We start from the raw sequence: 26,396 nt of genomic DNA, 5'->3' as shown, positions 1-26,396 counted from the left end.
TCCGGTTCTGCCGTCGGCAGAGGGGTCTCGCCACCCGGCGGGGCCCTGCCTACGGTCGTTCCATGGACGTCATCGAGCTCCTCCCCCGCCTGCGCCTGCTGCGCTTCCCGGTCGGGCAGGCCTACCTCTGGCGCGACGGCGACGACCTGACGCTGATCGACGCCGGGCCGGCCGGGTCGGGCGAGCGCATCGCCGCCTCGGCCGGGGCTCTCGGACGCGTACGGCGTGTCGTCCTCACCCACTTCCACGAGGATCACGCGGGCGGGGCCCAGGAGGTCGCCGCCCTCACCGGGGCCGAGGTGGTGGCTCACGCCCTCGAAGCGCCGGTCGTGCGGGGTGAGGTGCCGGGCCCGCCGCCCGCGTTCGAGGACTGGGAGCGCCCACTGCACGCGGACGCCGTACGGCGGCTTCCGCAAGGCGGATACGACCGGCCGGCGCGGGTGACCGAGGTGTCCGACGGCGATGTCCTGGACTTCGGCGGCGGGGCACGCGTCGTCCACGCCCCGGGCCACACGGACGGCAGCATCGGGCTCCATCTCCCGCGGCACGGCGTGCTGTTCACGGGGGACGCCGTCGCCGCGTCGCCGGTCGACGGCAGCGTCATGCTCGGTGTGTTCAACGTCGACCGGGACCGGGCCGTCGGCTCCTTCGGGCGGTTGGCCGACCTCGACACGGACGTGGCCTGCTTCGGTCACGGCGATCCGGTGACCGACGGGGCCGCGGAGGCGCTCCGGGCATCGGCGCGGACCTACGGGGCGGCCGGCTGACGTCAGCCGACGGGGGTGCCCGCCTCCAGGTACAGTGCCGCGCCGCGTTCCCTGGCCCGCAGGGCCCAGCGCAGCCGCTCGTAGCGGACCGGGGGCAGCAGGCCGGCCGCCTCGTCCTCGCTGACGAAGCGCCAGTCGCGCAGTTCGGGGCCGGGCAGCAGCACGCGGGCGGCGTCCGCGCAGTCGAGCCGGCCGCCGTCGAAGAGCAGCCGCAGTCCGCCGTAGCCGGGCGGCACGGGCGATTCCCAGTCGACGACCAGCAGGGCGGGTACGTCCGCGAGGCGGATCCCGGTCTCCTCGGCGACCTCGCGCATCCCGGCACGGGCGGGGGCCTCACCGGGTTCGACGACGCCGCCGGGGAACTCCCAGCCGGGCTTGTAGGTGGGGTCGACGAGCAGCACCCGGTCCTGCTCGTCGAAGAGCAGGACGCCGGCGGCGAGGGTCTCGGCGGTGGGCTCGGGCGTCTGCACGATGTCGCAGGCCGGTACGGCGCCGGTGCCGACGGCCTCGGCGATCCGGGCGGCGGCCTCGTACGGGGAGAGCGCGCCGGTGTCGATCGGGTGGGCGTCGGCGGTCAGCCAGGAGGCGAGGGCGGCGCGGTACGGCTCGATGTGGTCGTAGGACCACTGCCGTGCGCGTATCTCGCCGTCGGGCAGGTCCTCCGCCGTCTCGCGGCGGCCGGCTATGCGCTCACGCAGGATCGTTTCCGCCGGAGCGAGCAGGACGTGCCGGACCGCGATCCGGCGGGCGGCGAGGCCGCCGAAGATCTCGTCGCGGTACTCCTGCCGCAGCAGTGTCATGGGGACCACGAGGGTCCCACCGAGCTCGGCGAGCATCGCGGCCGCCGTGTCGGTCACCAGACGGCGCCAGATCGGCAGATCCTGGAAGTCGCCGACCTCGGCGAGGCGTTTGGGCGGCAGCAGGTGTGCGAGTGCGCCGCCGATGACCTCGGGGTCGAAGAGTGTGCTGTTCGGGATCAGTTCGATCAGTTCCCGGGCGGTGGTGGTCTTCCCCGCACCGAACGCGCCGTTGATCCAGACGACGGTCACAGGTCCCCCTCTTCTGTTGGCCCCCTGTGGCTTGCCCGCTCCACCCTGTCCCGGAAACCAGGCCCAGTTGAGGGCGCACGACAGCGGCGCCGGCGTCCCCGCGGGAGGGACGCCGGCGCCGTGTGGGCCGGGTGGTGCGTGACGGGCGGTGTGCGTCAGCCCAGCCGCCCGAGGGCGTCGTCGTCCACGTCCAGGCTGTCGACGGCGACGGTGTCCTGGACGGTGCTGACGGTGTCCTCCACGTCGAGGTTGAGCGGGAGGTCGCCCGGGGCGGCGTGGGAGGGGCTGACGGCCGCGACGACGAAACCGGTGGCAAGGGTCGCGATGGCGAGCATGCTGCGCTTCTTCATGCCTGCTTCAACTGCGCGACGGCGTCGGGGTCACGGGTGCGGGCCGGGAGCGGCGGAATCGCCCCGGGCTCCCCGCCCGGCGTCCCGGGCCCGCCCGGCTCACGCCTGCCGGACTTCCGGCTGCCCGACTTCCAGCTGCCCCACTTCCGGCTGCCCGACTCACGCCTGCCCGACTTCCTGCTTCCCCACTTCCCGCTGCCGGGCCAGGGGTCCCGTGCTCCTGCTCGCGCCCTCGTGCTTGCGTGTCCGTACTCCCGCGCTCGGCCCGGGGGCCACGTATCGACGCACCCCGCGCGCACCCGGCGCGCAGCCGCCCGCGGCTCAGACCCGCGCCGGCGTGGCCCCCGCCGTCCTCGTGAGTGCAGCCGCGGCCGCCCCCACCAGCCCTGCGTCCGTGCCCATCTGGGCGGGCACGACGGCCAGACGCTGCACGAAGGACAGGGTCGCGTAGTCGGTCAGGGCCTTGCGCAGGGGGGTGAAGAGCACGTCGCCGGCCTTGCCGACGCCCCCGCCCACCACGGCGATGTCGATCTCGACGAGGGTCGCGGTGGCGGCGATGCCGGCGGCCAGTGCCTGCGCGGCCCGTTCGAAGGACGCCACGGCGACGGGGTCGCCCAGGCGGGCGGCGGCGGCGACCGCGGCGGCGGAGGTGTCGCCGTCCGGGCCGGGGCGCCAGCCGGCGTCGAGGGCGCGCCGCTCGATGTTGGGGCCGCTCGCTATGCGCTCCACGCAGCCGCGCGCACCGCACGGGCACGGATCGCCGTCCAGGTCCACGCTGATGTGGCCGATGTGGCCCGCGTTGCCGGTCGGTCCGGGGTGCAGCCGGCCGCCCAGGACCAGACCGCCGCCGACACCGGTCGAGACCACCATGCACAGCGCGTTGTCGTGGCCGCGGGCGGCGCCCTGCCAGTGTTCGGCCGCCGTGATGGCCACACCGTCGCCGATCAGCTCGACGGGCAGATCACCGGCGGCGGCACGGACCCGCCGGACGAGCGGATAGTCGCGCCAGCCGGGCACGTTCACCGGACTGACCGTGCCGGCGGAGGCGTCCACCGGCCCGGCGCTGCCGATGCCGACGGCCACCACCCGCTCCCACAGCGGCGACGCGGCCAGCTCCCCGAGCACCGCCTCGACGGCCCGCATCACGGTGTCGCCGTGCTCCCGGGCGGGCGTGGCACGCTGCACGCGCGCCTGGATGCGGCCGTGGCCGTCCACCAGCGCCCCGGCGATCTTGGTGCCGCCGATGTCCAGCGCTGCCACGAGGTCGGTGTGCATCAGAGTCGGATCTCCCCGTCGGACCGAAAAAGGCAAGAAATGACGAACATCAGGAGCGCGCAGCGGACCGGTCCCGCGGTGGGGACGAGGGCCGGTGAGTGCGATGGACAGTGTCTCCCGCATCTGACAACGTTGTCCAGGCTCTATGCTCGACGCCACATCCTCATACAAACGCATGACCGACACATCCCCCCGTGGACGACAGGAGCCGACGCACTCCCGTGGACGACAGGACAGGACACCGCATCGTGCCCGACACGCCCCGCCGCGCAGACCGCCTCCCCGGGAACCGTTACGGCAATCGCCCGACCATGAAGGACGTCGCCGCCCGGGCCGGGGTCGGTCTCAAGACCGTTTCCCGGGTGGTCAACGGGGAGCAGGGCGTCACCCCGGAGACCGAGCGCCGCGTCCAGGAGGCCATCGACGCGCTCGGTTTCCGCCGCAACGACAGCGCGCGGGTGCTCCGCAAGGGCCGCACCGCCAGCATCGGCCTGGTCCTGGAGGACCTCGCCGACCCCTTCTACGGGCCGCTCAGCCGTGCCGTGGAGGAGGTGGCCCGCGCCCACGGCGCCCTGCTGATCAACGGGTCCAGCGCTGAGGACCCGGACCGCGAGCAGGAGCTGGTCCTGGCGCTGTGCGCGCGGCGCGTGGACGGGCTGGTGGTGATTCCCGCCGGGGACGACCACCGGTATCTGGAGCCGGAGCTCAAGGCGGGCGTCGCCACGGTGTTCGTGGACCGTCCGGCGGGGCAGATCGACGCGGACGTGGTGGTGTCCGACAACTTCGGCGGCGCCCGCGACGGCGTGGCGCACCTCATCGCGCACGGACACCGCAGGATCGGCTTCATCGGCGACATGCCCCGCATCCACACCGCCGCCGAGCGGCTGCGCGGCTACCGGGCCGCCATGGAGGACGCCGGCATACCGGTGAAGGACTCCTGGATGTCCCTGGGCGTCACCGACCCCGTGCGGGTACGCCGGGCGGCCGAGGAGATGCTCACCGACCCGCACCCGGTCACCGCGATCTTCACGGGCAACAACCGGGTGACGGTCACCGTGATCCGGGTCCTCGCCGAGCACGCGCGCGGCGTCGCCCTGGTCGGCTTCGACGACATCGAGCTGGCCGACCTGCTCCAGCCGGGCGTCACCGTGGTCGCCCAGGACGCGGCGGCCCTCGGCCGCACCGCCGCCGAGCGGCTCTTCAACCAGCTGGACGGCTCCCTGATCGCGCCCGACCGCATCGAACTGCCGACCAGGCTGGTCACCCGGGGCTCGGGCGAGCTGCCACCGGCGGACTGAGGGGCCGTGTCGAAGCCACTGAGCGGGGGCCCCGCCCGGCCGCCCCGGCCCCCGGAGAGCGGTCGCTCGCCCGCACGCCCGCTCTCCGGGGGTGCGGTCGCGCGCCCGCACGCCCGGCCGGCGAGGACCGGACGTTGCGGGCGCTCGGACTGGCGGGGGTGCCGCGGGAGGAGCCGCTGCTGTACCCGGGCGCGTGGCCCCGGGAGTCGGGACTGCTGCACGGGGACCGGCTGCTGCCGCTGGACGGGCCGGTCCACGAGGAGGGGGACGGCCGGGTTCCCGTGCTCGCGATCGGCTCCGACGCCGGCCCGGGCCAGCTGCGGCACAGGATGGCCGAGTCCGGGATCGACTCGCCGATCCCGATGGTCAGGACGCGGGTCGCCGGCGTCGCCATCGGAGTGTCCGCCCATGTGAGCCGCATGGGCTACGTGTCCGCCTCGCCGGTGGGCGCCCCGGGCGTCGTACGGGAGCTGTTCGTTCTCTTGCTCGACGCCGAGCAGCTGGCAGTGATCGACGCGAGCGAGGGCGTGCCGATGGCGTCCGGCAACTTCGACCGCGTCTGGCTCCCGGCACCCGGCACCCGACGTGCGTGTCGAGCCGGCGGACCGGGACGGCACGGTGCTGCGCGGCGCGTACGCCTACGTCGACCGCCACGGCGTCCTGCACGACGGCACCGGGGCACCACGCCGGCACCCGGGCGACCAACGCGTCCTGATCACGGAGCTGCTCCAGGGGTCGGCCCGGCTGCGGGAGCTGTGCGGGGCGACGCCCGAGGAGTTCTGCGCGCGGGCGCGGGCCGACCGGCGGCTTTGTGCGCGGGGGACGCGGCTGTTCGCCGAGGAGAAGTGGGTGACCGCGTCCGGCCTGGAGCGGTACGCGCGCCCCGGCCGGACCGGCGAGCCCCTCCCCCGCACTCAGCCGCCTACTGCGCCGACGCCGTGAGGTCGCCGCGCCGCGGGGACGAGAAGCCCTCCAGGTCGGCGCGGGTCAGGCCGCTCAGCCGGGCGACCTCGCCGATGTCGAGGGCACCGCAGTCCAGGCCGCGCAGCAGGTAGCCGCTGAGGGCCTTCGCGGTGGCGGGCTCGTCCATGACGTCGCCGCCGGTGTGGTTGGCGTAGCGGGCGAGGCGGGCGGCGGCCTGCTCGAAGCCCTCGCGGTAGAAGGCGAAGACCGCCGCGTACCGGGTGGGGATGTGGCCGGGGTGCATGTCCCAGCCCTGGTAGTAGGCGCGGGCGAGGGCGCGGCGGGTGAGGCCGAAGTGCAGGCGCCAGGCGTCGTGGACCTTGGCGGTGGGGCCGACCGGCAGGACGTTGGTGGAGCCGTCCGAGACGCGTACGCCGGTGCCGGCGGCGGCGACCTGCATGATCGCTTTGGCGTGGTCAGCGGCCGGGTGGTCGCTGGCCTGGTACGCGGCGGAGACGCCGAGGCAGGCGCTGTAGTCGAAGGTGCCGTAGTGCAGACCGGTGGCGCGGCCCTCGGCGGCCTGGATCATGCGGGCGACGGCGGCGGTGCCGTCGGCAGCCAGGATGGACTGGCTGGTCTCGATCTGGATCTCGAAGCCGATCCGGCCGGGCTCCAGGCCGCGCGCCTTCTCGAAGGCCTCCAGAAGCCGCACCATGGCGGTGACCTGCTCGGGGTAGGTCACCTTCGGCAGGGTGAGGACCAGCCCGTCCGGGAGGCCGCCCGCTTCCATCAGGCCGCTGAGGAAGACGTCGAGCGTGCGGATGCCACGGGCGCGCACCGGGGCCTCCATGCACTTCATGCGGATGCCCATGTACGGGGCCGCCGTGCCCTGCTGGTACGCCTCGGCGATCAGCCGGGCCGCGCGGGCGGCGGACTCGTCCTCCTCGGCGTCCGTGCGGTTGCCGTAGCCGTCCTCGAAGTCGACGCGGAGGTCCTCGATCGGCTCGCGCTCCAGCTTGGCGCGCACCCGGGTGTACACGGGCTCGGCGAGGTCGTCGGTGAGGCCGAGCGCGGCGGCGAAGGAGGCGGCGTCGGGGGCGTGTTCGTCGAGGGCGGCGAGCGCCCGGTCGCCCCAGGAGCGAATCGTGTCGGCGGCGAAGACGTCACCGGGGACGTAGACGGTGTGGACGGGCTGCCGGGTGCCCGGGTCTCCGGGGTAGAGGCGCTCCAGCTCCGCGTCGACCGGCGCAAGGGAGGCACTGATCTCCTCGCCCACGCCACCCGCGAGACTCGTCGCCACCTTCTCCTGCTGACCCATCCCACACCCTCCTGTTTTCCGCTGAACGGAATCAATAATCCGTAGAGCGAAGTTATCTGCCGGTCTCTCGCCGGTCAACACCATCCTGCGCAGACGCCGAGGCCCCCGCGACCAGGAAGGACGGTCGCGGGGGCCTCGGCAGGCGCTGCGAGTGGATGTCAGCCCTTGCGGGTCTTGACTTCCTCGGTCAGCTGCGGGACGACGTCGAACAGGTCGCCGACCACGCCGTAGTCGACCAGGTCGAAGATCGGGGCCTCGGCGTCCTTGTTGACCGCCACGATCGTCTTCGAGGTCTGCATGCCGGCACGGTGCTGGATCGCGCCCGAGATGCCGGAGGCGATGTACAGCTGCGGGGAGACGGACTTGCCGGTCTGGCCGACCTGGTTGGTGTGCGGGTACCAGCCCGCGTCCACCGCGGCACGCGAGGCGCCGACGGCCGCGCCGAGCGAGTCGGCGAGCGCTTCGATGATCGCGAAGTTCTCCGCGCCGTTGACGCCGCGGCCGCCGGAGACGACGATCGCGGCCTCGGTCAGCTCCGGACGCCCGGTGGCCTCACGCGGCGTGCGCCCGGTGACCTTGGTGCCGGTCGCCTGGGCGGAGAAGGACACCGACAGGGCCTCGACCGCGCCGGCGGCCGGGGCAGGCTCGACGGCGGCGCTGTTCGGCTTGACCGTGATGACCGGGGTGCCCTTGGAGACGCGGGACTTGGTGGTGAAGGCGGCGGCGAACACCGACTGGGTGGCCACCGGACCCTCGTCGCCGGCCTCCAGGTCGACGGCGTCGGTGATGATGCCGGAGCCCAGGCGCAGCGCCAGACGGGCGGCGATCTCCTTGCCCTCCGCGGAGGACGGGACCAGCACGGCGGCCGGGGAGACGGCCTCGTGGGCGGCCTGGAGGGCGTCGACCTTCGGCACGACCAGGTAGTCGGCGTACTCGGCGGCCTCGTGGGTGAGGACCTTGACCGCGCCGTGCTCGGCGAGGGTGGCGGCGGTGTCGGCGGCGCCGTTGCCGAGGGCGACGGCGACCGGCTCGCCGACGCGGCGGGCGAGGGTCAGCAGCTCCAGGGTGGGCTTGCGGACGGCACCGTCCACGTGATCGACGTAGACGAGAACTTCAGCCATGGGACTTCTTCTCTCCTGCTTGCGAGATGTGAGGGGCGGTCGGCGAATCCGGGGCTCAGATGAACTTCTGGCCGCGAGGCTGCATCACACGAACTTTCGCTCCGCGAGGAAGGCAGCGAGCTGCTTGCCGCCCTCGCCCTCGTCCTTGACGATCGTGCCCGCGGTGCGCGCCGGGCGCTCGGCCGCGGAGTCGACCTTGGTGTAGGCGTTCTCGAGACCGACCTCGTCCTCGTCGATGTCGAGGTCGGACAGGTCCCAGGACTCCACCGGCTTCTTCTTGGCCGCCATGATGCCCTTGAAGGAGGGGTAACGCGCCTCGCCCGACTGGTCGGTGACCGACACGACGGCCGGCAGCGACGCCTCCAGCTGCTCCGTGGCGGAGTCGCCGTCACGGCGGCCCTTCACGGTGCCGCCCTCGACGGAGACCTCGGACAGCAGCGTCACCTGCGGCACGCCCAGGCGCTCCGCGAGCAGCGCCGGTACGACGCCCATGGTGCCGTCGGTGGAGGCCATGCCGGAGACGACCAGGTCGTAGCCGGCCTTCTCGACGGCCTTGGCCAGCACCAGGGAGGTGCCGATGGCGTCGGTGCCGTGCAGGTCGTCGTCCTCGACGTGGATCGCCTTGTCCGCGCCCATGGACAGCGCCTTGCGCAGCGCGTCCTTCGCGTCCTCCGGACCCACCGTCAGGACGGTGATCTCCACGTCGTCGTCGGAGTTCTCCGAGATCTGCAGCGCCTGCTCGACCGCGTACTCGTCCAGCTCGGAGAGCAGACCGTCCACGTCGTCCCGGTCGACGGTCAGGTCATCGGCGAAGTGCCGGTCGCCGGTGGCGTCGGGCACGTACTTCACAGTGACAACGATCCTCAAGCTCACGCCGGCTCTCCTACTGCGTCGACATTTCAGTGCTGCCTCTTGCAGGCAGCATAGGCGCCCCAAGCGGCCGATCCCGGTCGGAACGACCCGCGCTCCGCCCGGAATATTACTCGTCAGTACATCCAGTTCCTGCCCGCTAAGCAAGCGCTTTGAACTGTGACCTTCGCAACGCAGCGTAACCGGAACCCGACGGCTTCACGGAAGCGCCCCCCGGCGACCCCGGTGACCGGTCAGTCGCGCAGGCCGTTGTAACGCCCCCGGTGGTACAGCAGTGGACGGCCGGCACCCGTGGGGTCGCCGAGCAGAACCTCCGCAAGCACGATGCGATGGTCCCCCGCGGGTACGCGGCCTGCGACGCGACACACGAGCCAGGAGAGGACTCCGGCCAGCACGGGCACGCCCTCGGGACCCTCGCGCCAGGCGGTCGGTGCCGCGAAACGGTCGGCGCCACTGCGGGCGAAGGTGGCCGCCAGGTCCTCCTGGTGGTCGCCGAGCAGGTGGACGCCGACGTACTCGGCCTCGGACACGGCGGGCCAGCTGGACGAGCCGGTACCTATGCCGAACGACAGCAGCGGCGGCTCGGCGGACACGGAGGTGAGGGAGGTGGCCGTGAAACCGACCGGACCGGCGTCACCGCGGGCGGTGATCACGGCGACTCCCGCCGCGTGCCGCCGGAAGGCGGACCGCAACAGGTCGGCGGCGGCGCGCCGCGGCGCGGTGACGTCGGATGTGACCGTCATACGGGGTGTCCTTCTGCGTTGCGCCTCGGCCCGGGGAGCGGGGAGCGAGGGCCTGCCGGCAGGCTGGCGACGGGTGGCACACACAGTCAAATACGTCCCGGGGTGTGGGGGCTGTGGACAACGCCTCACCGGTGACGTGGCGGTGGTCACACCGCCTCGCCCAGTGCGGCGATCACGTCCGCCTTGCGTGGCTGCCCGACGGCGCGCCGCACGACGCGGCCGCCGGCATCGAGGACCAGCACGGTCGGGGTCTTGAGTACGTCGAGAGCGCGGACGAGCTCCAGACGGGCCTCGGCGTCGATCTCGACGTGGGCGACGCCGGGGACCAGGCCGGCCACGTCCCCGAGGACCCGCCGGGTGGCCCGGCACGGGGCGCAGAAGGCACTGGAGAACTGCACGAGCGTGGCGCGCGCGCCGAGCTCCGCGCCCAGGTCGGCCGCGTCGAGCCGCGGACCCGAGGTGTCGAGCCGCGAACCGGAGGTGTCGAGCCGCGGACCGGAGATACCGGGCCGCGGACCGGAGGTGTCGAGTCGCCCGGCGTCGCCCTGCTCGCGCACCCGTTCACTCCTGTTCCGCCGCCGTCGCGGCGCTCCCGGGCGCGCGTGTCCCGCGCGCCACCAGTCCGGTCGTCCCCAGGTGCAGCGTTCGCGGGACGCCCGAGATTCCCGGCTCACCGTCGCGTTTCGGCCACGAAACGGCCAACGAAGTGATGAGGATCTCGCCACGGGCGGGCACCAAGGCTGGTACACCGGCCGTTCTTGGGGCACGATCTGCGACAAGCCGTAAACCTACGGCTGCGTAACTTCCGACTGGGAGCCCCCATCCCAGGCTGACAAGGAAGGGTCCGACCCGCCCATGGCAGAACTCGCCTACCGCCCGGCCATCGGTCTCGCCCGCACCCTGTTCAAGGTGTGGGACCTCAAGATCGACTGCCAGGGTTCGGAGAACATCCCGCGCTCGGGCGGCGCCGTGCTGGTGAGCAACCACATCAGCTACCTGGACTTCATCTTCGACGGCCTGGCGGCGCTGCCCCAGAAGCGGCTGGTGCGCTTCATGGCGAAGGAGTCGGTCTTCCGGCACCGGGTCTCCGGTCCGCTGATGCGCAACATGAAGCACATCCCGGTGGACCGCAAGCAGGGGGAGGCCGCGTACGCGCACGCCCTGGACTCGCTGCGGTCCGGCGAGATCGTCGGAGTCTTCCCGGAGGCCACGATCTCCGAGTCGTTCACCCTGAAGAGCTTCAAGTCGGGCGCCGCCCGCCTGGCGCAGGAGGCGGGCGTCCCGCTGATCCCGATGGCCCTGTGGGGCACGCAGCGGCTGTGGACCAAGGGACACCCGCGCAACTTCAAGCGCAGCCACACCCCGATCACGATCCGGGTCGGCGAGGCCATGGAGGCCTCCCGCGAGCAGTACGCGGGCGCCATCACCCGCCGGCTGCGCGAGCGGGTCCAGGAGCTGCTGGAGGCCGCGCAGCGCGCCTACCCGGTGCGCCCCAAGGGGGCGGACGACACCTGGTGGATGCCGGCCCATCTCGGCGGCACCGCCCCCACGCAGGAGCAGCTGCGCACGGCCCAGGCGCGCTGAGCCGAGCGCGTCACAGCGCGGGCGGCAGCGTCGCCCACAGGTGGGGCCGGTCGGTGGCCGCCTTCAGCACGTCCACCACGGCCGGATGCGGAGCGGCGTACAGGTCCGGGTAGTCGGCCTCGCCGGCCGCGGTGTCCGGCGTGAAGGCCAGCTGTTCCCGCCCCAGGGAGAGCTGCGCGTTCACGCCGGGTTTGTTGCCGCGCGGGTCCTGCCGGTGCCAGGCGCCGTTGAACCGCACGGCGACCAGCCCGTGCACCACGTCGAACCGCTGGTAGCACAGGGCGGCCGGGACGTCCTCGGCCCGCAGCAGCGCGGTCAGCGCGCGTGGGCCTTGGCGTAGCAGACGCCGGTGCGCTGCTCCAGGACGTCGGAGGCGCGCCAGGTGACGCGGAGGTCGTCGGAGTCCTGTGAGTGCGGGATGGTGTCGCGCACGAACTCGAAGGCCAGCCGCGCATAGGCATACGAGTCGTCCGCCTCCTTGGCGAGCCGCCGGGCCGCTTCCGCACGCCCGGATGGTTGTGGTCGATAACCTCGTCGGCAGCCAGAAGGCGGACAGGTCAGAGGTCTTCTGGATCAGCTCCATGCCCGCCGAGCAGAGAAAAGCGATCACCTGTCAGTCAATGACTTTTCAGGCGATCACATACCTGCGCACGACCCGAAGGGGCCCGTCAGCGCGCCATCTCCTCCTTGAGGGCGGCGACGAACGCGTCGACGTCGTCCTCGGTGGTGTCGAAGGCGCACATCCAGCGCACGTCGCCGGCGGCCTCGTCCCAGAAGTAGAAGCGGAACCTCTTCTGCAGGCGCTCGCTCACCTCGTGCGGCAGGCGGGCGAAGACCGCGTTGGCCTGCACCGGGTAGAGGATCTCCACGCCGTGTACGGCGCGCACACCCTCGGCCAGGCGCTGGGCCATCTCGTTGCCGTGCCGGGCGTTGCGCAGCCACAGGTCCTTGGCGAGCAGCGCCTCCAGCTGCACCGACACGAAGCGCATCTTGGAGGCGAGCTGCATGGACAGCTTGCGCAGGTGCTTCATGTGGCGAACGGCGTCCCGGTTGAGGACCACGACCGCCTCGCCGAACAGCGCGCCGTTCTTGGTGCCGCCGAGGGAGAGGAGGTCGACGCCGACCGCGTTGGTGAACGTCCGCATGGGCACGTCCAGGGAGGCGGCGGCGTTGGCTATCCGGGAGCCGTCCAGGTGCACCTTCATGCCGTGTGCGTGGGCGTGCTCGCAGATGGCGCGGATCTCGTCAGGCGTGTAGAGCGTGCCCAGCTCGGTGCTCTGGGTGATCGAGACGACCTGCGGCATCGCGCGGTGCTCGTCGTCCCAGCCGTACGCCTGCCGGTCGATCAGGTCGGGCGTGAGCTTGCCGTCGGGGGTGGGGACGGTGAGCAGCTTCAGGCCGCCCATGCGCTCGGGGGCACCGCCCTCGTCGACGTTGATGTGCGCGCTCTCGGCGCAGATCACCGCGCCCCAGCGGTCGGTGACCGCCTGGAGCGCGACGACGTTGGCGCCGGTGCCGTTGAAGACCGGGAACGCCTCGGCGCCGGAGCCGAAATGGCCACGGATCACGCGCTGGAGGTTCTCGGTGTACTCGTCCTCGCCGTACGCGATCTGGTGCCCGCCGTTGGCCAGCGCCAGGGCGGCGAGCACCTCGGGGTGCGCGCCGGCGTAGTTGTCACTGGCGAAACCGCGGACCTCGGGGTCGTGGTGGCGACGCGCGTCGGTCTTCGGGGGGTTCACGGCTTCTCGGTCAGCCACAGACGGTTTCCGTTCACTTCCGCGGCGGGCTTCTCCCAGACTCCGGCGACGGCCTCGGCGAGGTCACGCACGTCCGTGAAGCCCGCAAACTTCGCGTTGGGGCGCTCGGCGCGCATCGCGTCGTGCACCAACGCCTTGACCACCAGGATCGCAGCCGCCGACGTCGGGCCCTGCTCGCCCCCCGCCTTGCGGAAGAAGTCCGCCATGGCCAGCGTCCACGCCTCGGCGGCGGCCTTCGCGGCCGAGTAGGCGGCGTTGCCCGCGGTGGGGTTGCTCGCGCCCGCGGCGCTGATCAGGACGTAGCGGCCGCGGTCGCTGTGCTGGAGTGCCTCGTGGAAGGCGAGGGAGGTGTGCTGGACGGTGCGGATCAGCAGCTTCTCCAGGAGGTCCCAGTCGCCGAGGTCGGTCTTGGTGAAGGTCTGGCTGCCGCGCCAGCCGCCGACGAGGTGGACCACGCCGTCGACCCGGCCGAACTCCTCCTCGATGCGGTCCGCCCAGGCCCGGGTGGAACCCAGGTCGAGCAGGTCGACCGTCTCGCCGGTGACGGTGGCGCCGCCGTGCGCGTAGCGCGCCGCGTCCACCGCCTCCGCCAGCCGCTCCGGGTCGTTGTCGGAGCCGACGACCGTCGCACCCGCCTCGGCCAGCCGCAGCAGCGCGGCCCGTCCGGCGGGTCCGCCCGCTCCGGCCACCGCGATCACCGCGCCGTCGAGCGTCCCGTTCCCCATGGTCCTCGCCTCCCGGGCCTGCTGTGTCTGCCTGTCCGTGCCGTCGCTCACGCGGCGGCCCGCTCGGCGCCGTCCGCCGTCGCCGTGATGCCCCGGGTCGAGGCGACCACGTTCTTGAGCTTCTTGGACAGTGCCTCGTAGAACATGCTCAGCGGAAACTCGTCCGCAAGCACGTCATCGACGAGCTTGCGCGGCGGCAGCGTCAGGTCCAGGGCGTCGGGGCCCTTGGCCCACTTCGAGCCCGGGTGCGGGGCGAGGTAGGTGGAGACCAGCTCGTAGCCGGCGAACCAGTGCACGATCTTGGGGCGGTCGATGCCGTCGCGGTAGAGCTTCTCGATCTCGGCGCACAGCTCGTTGGTGACCTGCGGGGCGCGCTGCCAGTCGATGAAGAGCTTGTTGTCGGTCCAGCGCACGACGTCGTGCTTGTGGAGGTAGGCGAAGAGGAGCTGGCCGCCCAGACCGTCGTAGTTGCGCTGGCGCTCGCCGGTGACCGGGAAGCGGAACATGCGGTCGAAGAGCACGGCGTACTGCACGTCACGGGCCTGCGGGACACCCTCGTCCGCGAGTTTCACGGCCTCCCTGAAGGCGGTGAGGTCGCAGCGCAGCTCCTCCAGGCCGTACATCCAGAACGGCTGGCGCTGCTTGATCATGAAGGGGTCGAAGGGCAGGTCGCCGTGGCTGTGGGTGCGGTCGTGGACCATGTCCCACAGAACGAAGGCCTCCTCGCAGCGCTTCTGGTCGTGCACCATCGCGGCGACGTCCTCGGGCAGCTCCAGGCCCAGGATGCCGACGGCGGCCTCGGTGACGCGGCGGAAGCGGGCGGCCTCGCGGTCGCAGAAGATGCCACCCCAGGAGAAGCGCTCGGGCGCCTCGCGCACGGCGATGGTCTCCGGGAAGAGGACGGCGGAGTTGGTGTCGTAGCCGGCCGTGAAGTCCTCGAAGGTGATGCCGCAGAAGAGCGGGTTGTCGTAGCGGGTGCGCTCCAGTTCGGCCAGCCAGTCGGGCCAGACCATGCGCAGCACGACCGCTTCGAGGTTGCGGTCCGGGTTGCCGTTCTGCGTGTACATCGGGAAGACGACCAGGTGCTGGAGGCCGTGCGCGCGGCTCGCGGCGGGCTGGAAGGCCAGCAGTGAGTCGAGGAAGTCGGGCACCTGGAATCCGCCGTCGGCCCAACGGCCGAGGTCCGTCACCAGGGCCTCGTGGTAGGCGTGATCGTGCGGCAGGAGCGGGGACAGCTCCTCGACGGCGCCGACGACACGGCGTACGGCGTCCTCGGCGGCGGCCGTGTCGGGCGCGCCCTCGGCGTCGAAGTCGATCGACCCGTCCTTGGACTGCCATGGCCGGATCTGCTCCACGGCATCCTTGAGCACGGGCCACGCCGGGTGCTCCACCACCCTGCTCGCCGGAGGAATGTTCTCCTCCACACCCACCTGCACAAGAATTTCCGTCATGTCCCATCCTCCACGGGAGAAGCTCACGTCAGGACACCGTATGCATACGAGGTTTCTCCCAGCAAGGGGGGCCTCCGTAAATTATCCTGCCCGACCCTGCCCTTCACCGCATTTTTTCCTGCGGGGTGCCTGAGTCCGGATACCAGGCGCGGCAGAGGGGAAACGGTCCCGCAGGGCCGTTAGGCTGCCGCCCTGCCATCGCCGACGTCGACGGAAGCGAGTCGAGCCTTGAACTTCCTCACCATCGGTCACCGTGGAGTGATGGGTGTCGAACCCGAGAACACCCTGCGTTCCTTCGTCGCCGCCGAGCAGGCCGGCCTCGACGTCGTCGAACTGGACCTGCACCTGAGCAAGGACGGCGCGCTCGTCGTCATGCACGACGCGGACGTGGACCGCACCACCGACGGCACGGGCGCGATCGCCGAGCAGACCCTCGAGGAGCTGCGGGCGCTGGACGCGGGCCGCGGGGAGCGGGTCCCGGTCTTCGAGGAGGTGCTGGACGCCGTGTCGGTGCCGTTGCAGGCCGAGATCAAGGACGCGGCGGCGGCGCGCACACTCGCGGAGGTGATGCACCGGCGGGACCTGGTGGACCGGGTGGAGGTGATCTCGTTCCACGACGAGGCCATCGTGGAGATCGCCCGGCTGGTGCCCGGGGTGCGGACCGCTCTGGTCGCGCAGTACTACGGCCCCGAGGTCGTGGACCGCGCCGTCGAGGCCGGTGCCGGCACGCTGTGCCTGGACATCAACCGGATCACGCTGGAGATCGTGGAGCGGGCCCGCAAGGCGGGCCTGCGGGTCTTCTGCTGGACGGTGAACACCCAGGACCACCTGCGGCTGGTGCGCGCCCTCGGCCTGGACGGCGCGACGACCGACTACCCGGAGATCAAACGCACCGGCCGCTTCACCGCGTGAGCGTCACGGCGCACGCGGTCACCCGGGTCACGCCAGCGGCTTGACCAGCAGCTCGAACTCGAGGTCGTCGCGCTGCGGAATGCCGAAGCGCTCGTCGCCGTACGGGAAGGGAGTCATCTCTCCCGTACGGCGGTAGCCACGGCGCTCGTACCAGGCGATGAGATCCTCGCGCACGGAGATCACGGTCATGTGCATCTCCGTCACACCCCACACCTCGCGGGCCCACCGCTCCGCCGCCGCGATGATCGTCTTGCCCAGGCCCTCGCCCTGGAGCGCCGGGCCGACCGCGAACATCCCGAAGTAGGCATGCGCTCCGCGGTGCTCCAGCTGGCAGCAGGCCACGATCCGGCCGTCCCGCTCGACCGCCAGCAGGCGGCTGTCCGGCGACTTGACGACCTGCAGCACGCCCTCCGGATCCGTGCGCTGCCCCTGGAGGATGTCCGCCTCGGTGGTCCATCCGGCGCGGCTGGAATCTCCGCGGTACGCGGACTCTATGAGCGCGACGATGTCGTCCACGTCGGCGGCGGTGGCGTCGCGGTAGGTCAGTGGACTGGCGGCGGTGTCCATGGGGAGCGTTCTCCGGTTCGTTCTCGACGGGTCGTTCTCGACGGGTCGTCAGCGGGCGCGGGTTCGTTCTCGGGCGCGGGTTCGTTCTCGGGCGCAGATTCGTTCTCGGGCGCGGCGGGGGCACCGATGAGAGTAACGCCGCCAGTAGTCTCGGGACGCATGGTGCATGTACTCAGCAGCCGAATCCTGCTCCGCCCCACCGACCCCGACCGCTCCCGCGCCTTCTACGGCGAACAGCTCGGCCTCGCCGTCCACCGGGAGTTCGGCACCGGACCCGAGCGGGGCACCGTCTACTTCCTCGGCGGCGGCTTCCTGGAGGTCTCCGGCCGTTCCGAGACGCCCCTCTCACCCGCGCTGAAGCTGTGGCTCCAGGTCGAGAACGCCGCCGCGACCCACGACGAGCTGCGCGCGAAGGGCGTCGAGATCGTCCGGCCGCCGGTCCAGGAGCCGTGGGGGCTGGTGGAGATGTGGATCGAGGATCCGGACGGCACACGGATCGTGCTGGTGGAGGTGCCCGCGGACCATCCGCTGCGCTACCGGCCCGGCATCTGAGCCACCGGGCGGTACGTGCCGGATGGCCGCGGTCCGGGCCCGGCCTTAGCGTGCTGGAGGGGGACGGACGGTCTGCGGCTCTGCGGAAGGACGCCCCACGCGATGAAGCTCCACGAACCGGTGACCGGCGGGCCCTGCTGGGCCGAACTGGGGACCAGCGATCTGGCAGCGGCCAAGCGGTTCTACACCAAGCTGTTCGGCTGGCGCCCCGAGACGGACTCCCGGCAGCAGACGGGCGGCTACACGATCGCGCGCCTCGGCGACGCGGCGGTCGCCGCCCTGACCCCGCTGTACCAGCCGGCGCAGCCGGTCGCCTGGAACGTGTCGTTCGCCGTGCGCGACGCGGACGACGCCGTACGGCAGGTGACGGCGGCCGGCGGGGCGGTCCCGCAGGGTCCCACGGACGTCTTCGACTCGGGGCGGTTCGTGGTGGCCGCCGATCCGACCGGGGCGGTGTTCCAGCTGTGGGAGGCACGCTCCTTCCCGGGGGCCGGGCTGTTCAACGCGCCCGGCTCGCTGGGCTGGGTCGAGCTGCTGACCCGGGAGCCCGGCCGGGCCGCCGACTTCTACACCACGGTGTTCGGCTGGACCGTCACCACCTCGGACCGCTACCCGCAGTGGGGGATCGACGGGGAGGACTTCGGCGGCATGGTGACGATGGACGAGAAGTTCCCGCACGAGGTGCCGGCGCACTGGCTGCCGTACTTCGCGGTGGCGGACGTGAACTCCGCCGCGGTCGACACGACCGACAGCGGCGGCACCGTGCTCATGGAACCCACCTCGCCCCCCGACGGACCACGCATCGCCGTGCTGCGCGACCCACAGGGCGCGATGTTCGGCGTGTACCGGGCGGGCGACGAGCGCTGAGACGGTTTCTGTCCCTGGGCCGCGGTGCCGCCGTGCGGCAGGGCGTCAGACCCGCAGCGCGCCCAGGCGGCCCTCCATGCGTCAGACTCGCAGCGCGCCCAGGCGGCCCTCCAGCTGGCCCAGCAGAGCACCGAGGAGTGCCGCCAGTTCGCCCTGGTCCGGGCCGTCGACGCCGGAGAGGACGGCGGACTCGTAGGCGAGTTGTTCGGGCAGGATGCCGTCGACGAGGTCGCGTCCGGTGTCCGTGAGGCGGACGTGGGCGACCCGGCGGTCGCGGGTGTCACCGCGCCGCTCCACCAGGCCGCGCTCGGTGAGCTGCTTGAGGCGCTTGGTGACGGCGGCGCCGGAGGAGAAGGTCTCCCGGGCCAGGTCGCCGGGGGTCAGCTCGTGCCCGGTGCGGCGCAGCGCGCCGAGCAGGTCGAACTCGGCGCGGCTGAGGCCCGCCCGGCGCAGCGGAGCGTCCTCGGCCTGCTGGAGGAGGGCGGCGCAGCGGTTGATGCGGCCGATGATCTCCATCGGGCCGGTGTCGAGATCGGGGTGGACGGCCTGCCACTGCCGTACGACCGCGGCGACCGTGTCGCCACCCGGTCCGCCTCTCTCGTCGCCCCCGGTCGCCGAGCCCCCGTCGGTTGCGGTCATGGCCGTACGTCCTCCGTTCTCGTGCCCGTTTCACGGTTCGGACGCGCTGACTGGCGTCGGACCGTTGCGGCGAGCGTACGGTGTCCGGACTGCTCGGCGAGCACGACCCTCTCCTGAGGCAGGGCGCGCCCCCACCATTCGCCGGACGCGGCGTCGACGGCGGCCCGCAGGTCCGTCAGCGCTGCGGCCAGCCCGCGGCGTGCGGCCTCCAGGGCGCCGGGGTGCGGGTCGGGCTCCGCCAGGAGGCGGGCGGCGCGTTCGCGGGCGCGGTCGGCGGCGGTCACCGCCTGTGCGACGCGGCTGCCGGCCCGCCGGTTGGTGACGGCGACGGCGGCCAGGGAGCCGGCCAGGGCACCGACGAGGGTGTCCACCACCCGCTCGGTGATCAGCTCACCGGGCGCCTGGTAGCCGGCGAACTCCGTGATGAGCAGCGCCATGGGAGTCACGCAGACACTGCCGAGCCAGTAGTTGCGGGTGATCAGGGCCTCGGCGCCGAAGTTGAGGGCGAGGCAGAGGACGACGAGCAGGGCCTGCCCGAGGTGGGCGAGCGGTGCGATGGCCGCGAACAGCAGCACCCCGGCGATGTTGCCGACCACGCGCTGCACGGCGCGGCTCCAGGTCAGGGTCATGTTGGCCTGGTAGAGCGCGGCGGCGGTTACCAGGGCCCAGTAGGGGCGGCCGATGCCGAGGGCGAGGGAGGCGTAGCCGGCCAGGGCGCAGCCGAGGGCGGTGCGGGCGGCGATCGGGGTCAGGGGGCCGAGCCGCTGCCACAGGGGTGTGGGAGGGGTGGCGAGTTCGGCGTCCACGCCGAGCAGTTCGGCGGTGGCGCCCGGGGAGTCGCCGGTGCGGGGGACCCGGCCGGTGCCGCGCAGGGCGCGGGCCCAGCCGCGCAGCCGCTCCGGGTCCGTGTCGGCGGGCGCGGCGAGGGCGACCTCGGCGCGGACCACGAGGTGCTCCAGGGCGTGCCGGGTGGTGGCGCGGGTGCCCGTCGCCGGGAGGGACAGCAGCGTCTGCCAGGCGGCCTGCACGGCGGCGTACCCGGCGGCGCGGGCGGTGACGTGGCCGTCGCCGGTGCCGCCGGTGTCGGCGTACGAGGCGGCGGCGTTCAGGGCCGCGGCGGTCGCCCGGCGCTCGGGGCCGTGCGGGCGGACCAGGGCGGGTGCCATGCCGACGAGCCAGGCCCAGGCGCCCGCGGCGGCGGCCAGCGCCAGATGACCGGGGACCTGGCCGAAGGTCTGCGGGACGAACAGGGCGGCGGAGCTGATGAAGGTCAGCACCACGTTGCCCGGCGGGCCGACTCGGGTGACGTCGCACAGGGCCTTCTGCACGGCCGCCAGCAGGGCTCCGACGGCGACGAGGACGACGGCGTCGCGCGTGAGCGAGGCGGTGACCAGGGCGACGGCGACGCCGCCGAGCATGCCGAGCACCACCCAGGCCAGGGTGCGGGCCCGGGCGGCGTAGGGGCGGTTGTGGGCGTAGAGCGCGCACAGCGACCCGGCCATGGTGTACATCGCCAGGTCGAGCCGTCCGAGGGCCAGCAGGGCCAGGTTGGGCGGGGCGACGGCGGCGACCGAACTCAGGGCGGGCTTGAACCAGATCTCGGAGGGCCGACGCAGCCGCAGCACACCTGCCAGGGACAGACGTCGGCCGAGTGAGGTACCGGAGGTGGGGGTCGCACTGCTCATGGAGTCAACCTTAACAGGTGTTTTACCCGTAAATGATTGACCCGTGTGTGACGTCGATCCCCTCTATCACCTGCGGTGATGCGCCGCGCTCCCCCGAATACCCCCCGTGTACACCCTTGCGCTCGCGTGCGCGCCGCACGGTCCGGGCAGTCCTTGACCGACTGTCGGGCAACGACCGTCGAGCGTCGAGCGGGGAGGCACCTGTGCACGGACCGGCGTCGTCCGGCTGGCTGCTGGTCGCGCTCTGCGCGGCGACCGGCGCCTACTGCCTGCTGCGGATGCGCAGCAGCGTCGAGGAGCAGCGCCGCGCCGCGGGCGGCGAAGCCCTCATGGGGTTCGGCATGGCCGCCATGGCCGTGCCCGCGGCGGTGTTCACCCCGCCGGAGTGGGCCTGGCCCGGCTACGCGGTCGTGTTCGGTGCCGCGGGGCTGCGCGCCCTGTGGGCGGCCCGGTCCGGGCGTCACCATCTGCACCATCTGGTCGGGGCCGCGGCCATGGTCTACATGGCGATGGTGATGGCCGGCTCCCCCGCCCACGCCCACGGCACCTCCGGGATACCCGCGCTGACCGGGGCGCTGCTGCTCTACTTCACCGGATACGTACTGCTGACCGGCGTACGTCTGATGCCGGTCGTCGCCGTGGCCGGGGGCGGTCCGGCGGCCGGATGGGGCGACCGGCCGGAGCTGGCGCGGGCCTGTCGGCTCTCCATGGGGATCGCCATGGTGGCCATGCTGCTGACCATGTGACACCCGGCCGCCGCGCATCGCATACCCGGCATACCTCGTACCCAACCGTTGCCTGCGTCACTTCGCGCGGCGGGCCACACCGCCGACGGCGCGACGCTCATAGGCTGCCTCCATGACTCTCCCCGCGGCACTGTTGCTGCTCGGCACCCTGACCGCCGTGCTCGCCCCCAGGCTGCTCGCCCGGGCCGACTGGCCGGACCGGGAACCGGTGGTCGCGCTCTGGGTCTGGCAGTGCGTGGTGGCGGCGGTACTCGTGTGCTGCGCGCTGTCGATGACGTTCAGCGCGGCCGCGGCCTGGCACGCGGTGGGCGGGCAGGTCTTCGCGACGGCGCCGGGCCCGGTGGTCGAGGCCTACGCGCTCGGCACCTCCGGCCTCTGGGCGGACACGACCGCTGTCGCGCTGGCCTGCGGCGGGCTGTGGAGCGCCGCGATGCTGACCCGGGAGGTCGTACGGGCCCGTACCCGGCGCCGGCGGCGCCGGGACGAACTCCTGCTGCGCGCTCCGGCGTTGCCCGGCGAGGTGCCCGGTTCGGACCCGCTCGTCGTCCTGGAGGGTGAGCGGCCCGACGCCTGGTGGCTGCCCGGCACTCCCCCGCAGCTGGTCGTCACCACCGCCGCGCTGCGCCGACTCAAGGGCCGGCAGCTCGACGCGGTCCTGGCCCACGAGAAGGGGCACGCGCAGGCGCGGCACGACTGGCTGCTGCACTGCTCGTCCGCGTTGGCGGACGGATTCCCGCAGGTTCCGGTGTTCGCGGCGTTCCGCGACGAGATGCACCGCCTGGTCGAACTGGCCGCCGACGACGTGGCCTCGCGCCGCTTCGGCCGGCTGACGACCGCCCTGGCGCTGGTCGAACTCAACGAGGACCGTGGCGTGTTCGGCCCGTGCCCGACCGCCGAGGCCCATGTCCCGCAGCGCGTGCACCGGTTGCTCACGCCGCCGAACCGGCTGTCGGCGGCCCGGCGGCTGCGGCTGACGGCGGCGGCCGCCCTGGTACCCGTGGTGCCGGTACTGGTGGCGTTCGTGCCGGGACTTCGGGCGTTGGGGTAGTCACTCGCCGCGCTCCCGCCCCGGAGATTGGCCCCGGACCCCCCGCGTCGGCGAGTATCGCGGCATGCAGACGCCGCCCGTCGACTCCCCGTCCAGTCCACCGCAGCCCCGCGCAGCCCTCCGCGTCACCTGGGTGCTGGCCGTGTGCTCCGCGCTGCTGCTCACCCTGGTGGCCGTGGAATGGCGCCCGTTGACCGGCCTGGACGACGACATCGCCGGCACGACGCACCGCTGGGCGGTCGACGAACCGGGCATCACCCACGCCATGCGGATCCTCACCGACTGGGTGTGGGACACGTGGACGATGCGACTGCTGTGCGCGGTGGTGGTGTTGTGGCTGTGGTTCCGGCGCGGGGACCGGTGGACGGCCGTGTGGCTGGGGATGACGTGCCTGCTGGGCAGCCTGTTGCAGCAGGCTCTGAAGGCTGCGGTGAACCGTTCCCGCCCGGTCTGGCCCGACCCCGTGGACTCCGCGCACTACGCCGCCTTCCCCTCGGGCCACGCCATGACCGCCACGTTCGTGTGCGGCCTGCTGGTCTGGGTCCTCCACCACTACGGCGCCGCCCACTCCCTGCGCCTGACCGCCCTGGCCGTGGCGGTGGTCTCCGTGGCCGGAGTCGGCGTGACGCGGGTGTGGCTCGGCGTCCACTGGCCCACTGACGTCTTCGGCGGCTGGCTCCTGGGCGCCCTGGTCGTGGCCGTCGCGGCACTGATCCACCGGCGCCGGCACCCGTGACCCCGCCGGCGCACCGCCCCGGGCACGCCTACCGCCACGTGGGACCGCCCGCACTGCGAGCGGCCGTCCGGCCCGGTACCGACTGACGCGCGATCCGCTCGCCCCCCCGATCTCGACTCCTGGGTGACGGGGCGGAACCCCGCGGAGGCCGCTGAGCCGTTCACCTACGTCGTCGGCCACGACGATCTGCCGCGACCGGCTCGCCGCCGCGGCGAGCACGTGACGCGCGCGGGCGGCCGGGACGTTGCCGGGCGCGGGCGGGATCACCTTCGGCCACATCGCCTCGTAGGATCGGGCCATGGCTGCCGTCCTGTTCGACTTCTCCGGGACCCTTTTCCGCGTCGAGTCCACCGACGCCTGGCTGCGCGCGTCACTCGCCGGCACCGGAGTGACACTCTCCGCACCGGAGTTGACCGAGACGGCTCGAGCACTGGAGGCGTCGGGTGCGCTGCCGGGCGGCGCGCCTCCGCTGCGGGTGCCGGAGGGACTCGCCGATGCCTGGGAGGCCCGGGACCTGGGGTCCGAGCAGCACCGGGCCGCGTACACCGGGCTCTCCCGGCAGGTGCCGCTGCCGGACCCGGGGCTGCACGACGCGCTGTACGAGCGGCACATGGCGCCGGGGGCATGGCGCCCGTACCCCGACGCCGCCGAGGTGCTGAGCGCGCTGCGCGGGGACGGGATCGCCGTGGGCGTGGTCAGCAACATCGGCTGGGACCTGCGTCCGGTCTTCCGCGCGCACGGCCTGGACCGGTACGTGGACACGTACGTCCTGTCGTACGAGCACGGCATCCGCAAACCCGACCCCCGGCTGTTCGCCACCGCCTGCGCGGCGCTCGGGGCCGAACCGGAGCAGACCCTGATGGTCGGTGACAGCCGGCCGGCGGACGGCGGTGCGGTGGCCCTGGGGTGCGGGGTGCACTTCGTGGACCATCTCCCGGTGACCGAGCGGCCGGCCGGGCTGCTGCCCGTACTCGATCTGGTGCGCCGACCGGGCCCGCGCGGTGAACGCCCGCTCCGGCCGGGCTCGTAGCCCGGGGCAACCAGCCGGGCGTCCGCCCGCCTCGGACGATCCCCCGTGTCGTCCGAGGCAGACGTAACCGGACCTGGCCCACTGGGGCCCGCCCGTCTGCGCTGAGTATAGTTGGCTGCCAGCCAGTCAACGCAGGAGTACAGCATGTCCCCGCGCAGCGCCTCGGTCAATGAAGAGTTGCGGAGGCGTTCGAAGGAGCGGCTCCTGCAGGCCGCGGTGGAGCTGGTGGGCGAGCACGGGTACGACACGACCACGCTGGGCGACATCGCCGACCGGGCGGGCTCGGCGCGCGGTCTGGTCTCGTACTACTTCCCCGGCAAGCGCCAGCTGGTGCAGTCCGCCGTGCACCGGCTGATGCACCGCACCCTGGAGGAGGCGCTGGAGCGGGAGCCGCGCACCGCCGAGGGACCGGAGCGGATGGCGCGGGCCATCGACGCGATCCTGGGCCTCGCCCGGGACCGGCCGGTGCTCATGCGCCAGCACATGGCGGGCCTGCTCCAGGCCGAGGTGGGTTTCGTGCCCTGTCCGGAGCAGCGGCGGCTGGCGGAGCTGCTCCGGGACACCGTGGCCCGGCACGGCTCACCGGACATCGACCGCGACTACCCCATGCTGCGCGCGCTGCTGATGGGCGGCGTCTTCGCCGCCCTGGTGCCGGGGGTGCCGATGCCCGTGCCGGTGCTGCGCGCCGAGTTGTTCAAGCGCTACCGGCTGGAGTGGGAGATGGGTGTCCCGCCGGACGCCGAAGCGCCCGACGGGACGACGTGCGACACGGATCTGTCGCGGTTCTTCTCGACCGGAGTGCCCGGTCGGCCGGCCGGGACCGACCGGACCGACCGGCCGACTCAGTCGAAGTAGTCCGGCTGGGTCTGCGTGTTGAGCTCGCGCAGGTGGACCCGCTTGGCCGGGTCGGTGCGCCGGTCGCTGAGCTTGAGGACGTCGAAGCCCTTGGCGATGTCGTTCGAGTAGATGTAGCCGTTGTAGTAGTACGCGGACCAGGAACCGCCGGTGGTGATGCCGTCCGTGGTCAGCGGGCCACGCTCGAAGTAGGCGATCTCCTTCGGACGCTTGGAGTCGGTGAACTCCCAGACGGAGACGCCACCCTGGTACCAGGCCTGGACCATGATGTCGCGGCCCTTGACCGGGATCAGTGAGCCGTTGTGGGCCACGCAGTTCTCGGTGTCCGCCTGGTGGCGGGGGATCTTGAAGTAGCTGCGGAAGACCAGCTCGCGGTGGTCACCCCGGCCGACGATGTCGTAGATGCCGTCGGCGCCGCGGTTCGGGCCGATCTCCGCGTTGCAGGTGGCGGCTCCGCCACCGCCCAGTTCGTCGGTGAACACGACCTTGTCGGCCTTCTGGTTGAAGGTCGCCGAGTGCCAGAACGCGAAGTTGACGTTGTCCTGGACCCGGTCGATGACCTTCGGGCGCTCGGGGTCCTCGATGGAGAGCAGGATGCCGTCGCCCATGCAGGCGCCCGCCGCGAGGTCCTTCGAGGGCAGGACGGTGATGTCGTGGCAGCCGGTGGTCTTGGAGACGCCCGGGTTGGTGGGCCCGCCCGGGTTGCCGCCGCCGTCGGGGCCCTCACCGGGGAACAGCACCGGGAAGTCCACGACGGCCGCCCGCTCGGGGGCCTTGCGCGGCACCTTGATGACGGAGATGCCGTCGTGCGGCGGCCGGCAGTCGGGGTAGGCGGCGTTCGGCGAGTACGAGGAGACGTATACGTAGACGTTCTTGCGCTCGGGCACCAGCGTGTGGGTGTGCGAGCCGCAGGCGGTCTCGACGGCGGCGACGTACTTCGGGTTCCGTTTGTCGCTGATGTCGAAGACCTTCATGCCCTCCCAGGAGGACTTCTCGGTCGCGGGCTGCGTGGTGCTGTTGCAACTGCTGTCGCTGCGCGAGGAGTCGGTCGACAGGAACAGCAGGTCGCCGGAGACGGAGATGTCGTTCTGCGAGCCGGGACACAGCACCTGGGCCACGGTCTTCGGCTTCTTCGGGTTCTTGATGTCGAAGATGCGGAAGCCGTCGTAATTGCCGGCGAAGGCGTACCGGCCCTGGAAGGCCAGGTCCGAATTGGTGCCGGACAGCGCGTCCTTGGGGATGTTGGCCAGGTGCTCGATGTTGTCCGAGTGGACTGTCTCGTCCTGGCCGGGTATCTCGCCGCTCTCGATGGCCTCGCGCACCTCGGCGCGCGCGCTCTTGGACACCTCCTTCGACGCGTCCGGGCTGTCCCCGGGGTCGGGGGTCGCCACGGCCGGGCCGGCGGTGAGCAGCGCGGAAAGGAGTCCGGCGGCGGCAGCCGCGACTCCCAGGCGTCTGCGCCGCGTTCGCGGGTCGTTGAACAGGGTCACTGTTTCCTCCCTACGTCCGTTCCCTTCGGAACGGTTCACGCACCCCCGCAGTATCGTC

At 72.5% G+C, this 26,396-nt stretch carries 26 protein-coding genes and 2 pseudogenes; 12 read left to right on the top strand and 16 right to left on the bottom strand.

Annotation, left to right across the window (positions count from 1 at the left end):
* Positions 1-62 precede the first annotated feature (62 nt).
* Positions 63-767 (top strand): MBL fold metallo-hydrolase, encoded by a 705-nt coding sequence (locus tag ACIQ1J_RS16955; RefSeq protein ID WP_403557448.1) that lies wholly within the window; start codon positions 63-65, stop codon positions 765-767.
* 2 nt (positions 768-769) lie between these two features.
* Here ACIQ1J_RS16955 and ACIQ1J_RS16950 read toward each other — a convergent pair whose 3' ends face one another.
* The 3 genes from ACIQ1J_RS16950 to ACIQ1J_RS16940 all read right to left on the bottom strand — a co-directional run bounded on the left by ACIQ1J_RS16950 (position 770) and on the right by ACIQ1J_RS16940 (position 3,441).
* Positions 770-1,816 carry an NUDIX domain-containing protein gene (locus tag ACIQ1J_RS16950; RefSeq protein WP_403557447.1) on the bottom strand — a complete coding sequence of 349 codons (1,047 nt, stop codon included), beginning with the start codon at positions 1,814-1,816 and terminating at the stop codon, positions 770-772.
* A 155-nt stretch (positions 1,817-1,971) separates the two neighbouring features.
* A complete protein-coding gene (locus ACIQ1J_RS16945) occupies positions 1,972-2,166 on the bottom strand; it encodes a hypothetical protein (protein WP_210959416.1) in 195 nt (64 codons plus the stop codon).
* 321 nt (positions 2,167-2,487) lie between these two features.
* The gene (locus ACIQ1J_RS16940) at positions 2,488-3,441 is read right to left on the bottom strand and encodes an ROK family protein (RefSeq protein ID WP_403557446.1); all 954 of its coding nucleotides are present in this window, start codon (positions 3,439-3,441) and stop codon (positions 2,488-2,490) included.
* A gap of 221 nt (positions 3,442-3,662) precedes the next feature.
* Between ACIQ1J_RS16940 and ACIQ1J_RS16935 the strand changes: the two genes are divergently transcribed.
* Positions 3,663-4,739, top strand: coding sequence for a LacI family DNA-binding transcriptional regulator (locus ACIQ1J_RS16935; protein ID WP_403557445.1), 1,077 nt, complete (start codon positions 3,663-3,665; stop codon positions 4,737-4,739).
* 134 nt (positions 4,740-4,873) lie between these two features.
* Positions 4,874-5,681, top strand: a pseudogene (locus ACIQ1J_RS16930) (hypothetical protein).
* Here ACIQ1J_RS16930 and ACIQ1J_RS16925 read toward each other — a convergent pair.
* The 5 genes from ACIQ1J_RS16925 to ACIQ1J_RS16905 form a co-directional block, all read right to left on the bottom strand.
* Positions 5,662-6,960: a DUF6986 family protein gene (locus ACIQ1J_RS16925; protein WP_210959422.1), complete on the bottom strand. Its 1,299-nt coding sequence runs from the start codon at positions 6,958-6,960 to the stop codon at positions 5,662-5,664. The pseudogene ACIQ1J_RS16930 and the gene ACIQ1J_RS16925 sit on opposite strands and share 20 nt — an antisense overlap.
* A 158-nt stretch (positions 6,961-7,118) precedes the next feature.
* Complete coding sequence (locus tag ACIQ1J_RS16920; RefSeq protein WP_210959423.1) at positions 7,119-8,081, bottom strand: electron transfer flavoprotein subunit alpha/FixB family protein; 963 nt, start codon at positions 8,079-8,081, stop codon at positions 7,119-7,121.
* A gap of 84 nt (positions 8,082-8,165) precedes the next feature.
* The gene (locus ACIQ1J_RS16915) at positions 8,166-8,954 is read right to left on the bottom strand and encodes an electron transfer flavoprotein subunit beta/FixA family protein (RefSeq protein WP_210959425.1); all 789 of its coding nucleotides are present in this window, start codon (positions 8,952-8,954) and stop codon (positions 8,166-8,168) included.
* 230 nt (positions 8,955-9,184) lie between these two features.
* A complete protein-coding gene (locus ACIQ1J_RS16910) occupies positions 9,185-9,694 on the bottom strand; it encodes a flavin reductase family protein (RefSeq protein ID WP_403557444.1) in 510 nt (169 codons plus the stop codon).
* 146 nt (positions 9,695-9,840) lie between these two features.
* Positions 9,841-10,197, bottom strand: coding sequence for a thioredoxin family protein (locus tag ACIQ1J_RS16905; RefSeq protein ID WP_403557614.1), 357 nt, complete (start codon positions 10,195-10,197; stop codon positions 9,841-9,843).
* A 352-nt stretch (positions 10,198-10,549) separates the two neighbouring features.
* Between ACIQ1J_RS16905 and ACIQ1J_RS16900 the strand changes: the two genes are divergently transcribed.
* Positions 10,550-11,278, top strand: coding sequence for a lysophospholipid acyltransferase family protein (locus ACIQ1J_RS16900; protein ID WP_403557443.1), 729 nt, complete (start codon positions 10,550-10,552; stop codon positions 11,276-11,278).
* A gap of 10 nt (positions 11,279-11,288) precedes the next feature.
* On the opposite strand, the pseudogene ACIQ1J_RS16895 reads toward ACIQ1J_RS16900, so the two are convergent.
* From ACIQ1J_RS16895 to ACIQ1J_RS16880, 4 genes and pseudogenes are all read right to left on the bottom strand, one after another.
* Positions 11,289-11,861, bottom strand: a pseudogene (locus ACIQ1J_RS16895) (transglutaminase family protein).
* Positions 11,862-11,946: 85 nt separating this feature from the next.
* Positions 11,947-13,017: a threonine aldolase family protein gene (locus ACIQ1J_RS16890; protein ID WP_403557442.1), complete on the bottom strand. Its 1,071-nt coding sequence runs from the start codon at positions 13,015-13,017 to the stop codon at positions 11,947-11,949.
* On the bottom strand, positions 13,014-13,760 hold the full coding sequence (locus ACIQ1J_RS16885) for an SDR family NAD(P)-dependent oxidoreductase (RefSeq protein ID WP_403557441.1): 747 nt from the start codon (positions 13,758-13,760) through the stop codon (positions 13,014-13,016). The genes ACIQ1J_RS16890 and ACIQ1J_RS16885 overlap by 4 nt, the downstream gene beginning before the upstream one ends.
* Positions 13,761-13,807: 47 nt before the next feature.
* Positions 13,808-15,211, bottom strand: a complete 1,404-nt coding sequence (locus ACIQ1J_RS16880) for a DUF6421 family protein (RefSeq protein WP_403557440.1) — start codon at positions 15,209-15,211, stop codon at positions 13,808-13,810.
* 228 nt (positions 15,212-15,439) lie between these two features.
* On the opposite strand from ACIQ1J_RS16880, the gene ACIQ1J_RS16875 reads away from it, so the two are divergent.
* Entirely contained in the window at positions 15,440-16,123 is a 684-nt protein-coding gene (locus tag ACIQ1J_RS16875) for a glycerophosphodiester phosphodiesterase family protein (RefSeq protein ID WP_121750468.1), read from the top strand.
* Between the two features lie 27 nt (positions 16,124-16,150).
* Here ACIQ1J_RS16875 and ACIQ1J_RS16870 read toward each other — a convergent pair whose 3' ends face one another.
* Positions 16,151-16,690, bottom strand: a complete 540-nt coding sequence (locus tag ACIQ1J_RS16870) for a GNAT family N-acetyltransferase (protein ID WP_403557439.1) — start codon at positions 16,688-16,690, stop codon at positions 16,151-16,153.
* A 159-nt stretch (positions 16,691-16,849) separates the two neighbouring features.
* Here ACIQ1J_RS16870 and ACIQ1J_RS16865 point away from each other — a divergent pair, with 159 nt between their 5' ends.
* Together ACIQ1J_RS16865 and ACIQ1J_RS16860 are read left to right on the top strand one after the other, a co-directional pair.
* On the top strand, positions 16,850-17,242 hold the full coding sequence (locus tag ACIQ1J_RS16865; protein WP_386512081.1) for a VOC family protein: 393 nt from the start codon (positions 16,850-16,852) through the stop codon (positions 17,240-17,242).
* Positions 17,243-17,344: 102 nt separating this feature from the next.
* Positions 17,345-18,109, top strand: a complete 765-nt coding sequence (locus ACIQ1J_RS16860; RefSeq protein WP_403557438.1) for a VOC family protein — start codon at positions 17,345-17,347, stop codon at positions 18,107-18,109.
* An 81-nt stretch (positions 18,110-18,190) separates the two neighbouring features.
* Here ACIQ1J_RS16860 and ACIQ1J_RS16855 read toward each other — a convergent pair whose 3' ends face one another.
* Together ACIQ1J_RS16855 and ACIQ1J_RS16850 are read right to left on the bottom strand one after the other, a co-directional pair.
* Positions 18,191-18,748, bottom strand: a complete 558-nt coding sequence (locus tag ACIQ1J_RS16855) for a MarR family winged helix-turn-helix transcriptional regulator (RefSeq protein WP_403557437.1) — start codon at positions 18,746-18,748, stop codon at positions 18,191-18,193.
* Positions 18,745-20,433: an FUSC family protein gene (locus ACIQ1J_RS16850; protein ID WP_403557436.1), complete on the bottom strand. Its 1,689-nt coding sequence runs from the start codon at positions 20,431-20,433 to the stop codon at positions 18,745-18,747. Before ACIQ1J_RS16850 ends, ACIQ1J_RS16855 begins: the two co-directional genes overlap by 4 nt.
* 203 nt (positions 20,434-20,636) lie before the next feature.
* On the opposite strand from ACIQ1J_RS16850, the gene ACIQ1J_RS16845 reads away from it, so the two are divergent.
* From ACIQ1J_RS16845 to ACIQ1J_RS16825, 5 genes are all read left to right on the top strand, one after another.
* Positions 20,637-21,179, top strand: a complete 543-nt coding sequence (locus ACIQ1J_RS16845) for a DUF5134 domain-containing protein (RefSeq protein ID WP_403557435.1) — start codon at positions 20,637-20,639, stop codon at positions 21,177-21,179.
* A gap of 112 nt (positions 21,180-21,291) precedes the next feature.
* The gene (locus tag ACIQ1J_RS16840) at positions 21,292-22,227 is read left to right on the top strand and encodes a M56 family metallopeptidase (RefSeq protein WP_403557434.1); all 936 of its coding nucleotides are present in this window, start codon (positions 21,292-21,294) and stop codon (positions 22,225-22,227) included.
* A 64-nt stretch (positions 22,228-22,291) separates the two neighbouring features.
* A complete protein-coding gene (locus ACIQ1J_RS16835; protein WP_403557433.1) occupies positions 22,292-22,963 on the top strand; it encodes a phosphatase PAP2 family protein in 672 nt (223 codons plus the stop codon).
* A gap of 298 nt (positions 22,964-23,261) precedes the next feature.
* Positions 23,262-23,993, top strand: coding sequence for an HAD family hydrolase (locus ACIQ1J_RS16830; RefSeq protein WP_403557432.1), 732 nt, complete (start codon positions 23,262-23,264; stop codon positions 23,991-23,993).
* Positions 23,994-24,137: 144 nt separating this feature from the next.
* Complete coding sequence (locus ACIQ1J_RS16825; protein WP_403557431.1) at positions 24,138-24,848, top strand: TetR/AcrR family transcriptional regulator; 711 nt, start codon at positions 24,138-24,140, stop codon at positions 24,846-24,848.
* Here ACIQ1J_RS16825 and ACIQ1J_RS16820 read toward each other — a convergent pair.
* Positions 24,836-26,338: an LVIVD repeat-containing protein gene (locus ACIQ1J_RS16820; RefSeq protein WP_403557430.1), complete on the bottom strand. Its 1,503-nt coding sequence runs from the start codon at positions 26,336-26,338 to the stop codon at positions 24,836-24,838. The genes ACIQ1J_RS16825 and ACIQ1J_RS16820 overlap by 13 nt on opposite strands.
* Between the last annotated feature and the right edge of the window lie 58 nt (positions 26,339-26,396).

Source organism: Streptomyces sp. NPDC097107 (assembly GCF_044762405.1).
Taxonomy (GTDB): domain Bacteria; phylum Actinomycetota; class Actinomycetes; order Streptomycetales; family Streptomycetaceae; genus Streptomyces; species Streptomyces thinghirensis.
The sequence above is the reverse complement of the archived record's forward strand: the minus strand, read 5'-3'. Positions and strand labels throughout refer to the sequence as shown.

Coding starts and splice junctions, on each gene's coding strand:
- ACIQ1J_RS16955 (WP_403557448.1), top strand. CDS start 63: ATGGACGTCATCGAGCTCCTCCCCCGCCTGCGCCTGCTGCGCTTCCCG.
- ACIQ1J_RS16945 (WP_210959416.1), bottom strand. CDS start 2,166: ATGAAGAAGCGCAGCATGCTCGCCATCGCGACCCTTGCCACCGGTTTC.
- ACIQ1J_RS16940 (WP_403557446.1), bottom strand. CDS start 3,441: ATGCACACCGACCTCGTGGCAGCGCTGGACATCGGCGGCACCAAGATC.
- ACIQ1J_RS16925 (WP_210959422.1), bottom strand. CDS start 6,960: ATGGGTCAGCAGGAGAAGGTGGCGACGAGTCTCGCGGGTGGCGTGGGC.
- ACIQ1J_RS16920 (WP_210959423.1), bottom strand. CDS start 8,081: ATGGCTGAAGTTCTCGTCTACGTCGATCACGTGGACGGTGCCGTCCGC.
- ACIQ1J_RS16910 (WP_403557444.1), bottom strand. CDS start 9,694: ATGACGGTCACATCCGACGTCACCGCGCCGCGGCGCGCCGCCGCCGAC.
- ACIQ1J_RS16900 (WP_403557443.1), top strand. CDS start 10,550: ATGGCAGAACTCGCCTACCGCCCGGCCATCGGTCTCGCCCGCACCCTG.
- ACIQ1J_RS16885 (WP_403557441.1), bottom strand. CDS start 13,760: ATGGGGAACGGGACGCTCGACGGCGCGGTGATCGCGGTGGCCGGAGCG.
- ACIQ1J_RS16880 (WP_403557440.1), bottom strand. CDS start 15,211: ATGACGGAAATTCTTGTGCAGGTGGGTGTGGAGGAGAACATTCCTCCG.
- ACIQ1J_RS16870 (WP_403557439.1), bottom strand. CDS start 16,690: ATGGACACCGCCGCCAGTCCACTGACCTACCGCGACGCCACCGCCGCC.
- ACIQ1J_RS16865 (WP_386512081.1), top strand. CDS start 16,850: ATGGTGCATGTACTCAGCAGCCGAATCCTGCTCCGCCCCACCGACCCC.
- ACIQ1J_RS16860 (WP_403557438.1), top strand. CDS start 17,345: ATGAAGCTCCACGAACCGGTGACCGGCGGGCCCTGCTGGGCCGAACTG.
- ACIQ1J_RS16855 (WP_403557437.1), bottom strand. CDS start 18,748: ATGACCGCAACCGACGGGGGCTCGGCGACCGGGGGCGACGAGAGAGGC.
- ACIQ1J_RS16850 (WP_403557436.1), bottom strand. CDS start 20,433: ATGAGCAGTGCGACCCCCACCTCCGGTACCTCACTCGGCCGACGTCTG.
- ACIQ1J_RS16840 (WP_403557434.1), top strand. CDS start 21,292: ATGACTCTCCCCGCGGCACTGTTGCTGCTCGGCACCCTGACCGCCGTG.
- ACIQ1J_RS16835 (WP_403557433.1), top strand. CDS start 22,292: ATGCAGACGCCGCCCGTCGACTCCCCGTCCAGTCCACCGCAGCCCCGC.
- ACIQ1J_RS16830 (WP_403557432.1), top strand. CDS start 23,262: ATGGCTGCCGTCCTGTTCGACTTCTCCGGGACCCTTTTCCGCGTCGAG.
- ACIQ1J_RS16825 (WP_403557431.1), top strand. CDS start 24,138: ATGTCCCCGCGCAGCGCCTCGGTCAATGAAGAGTTGCGGAGGCGTTCG.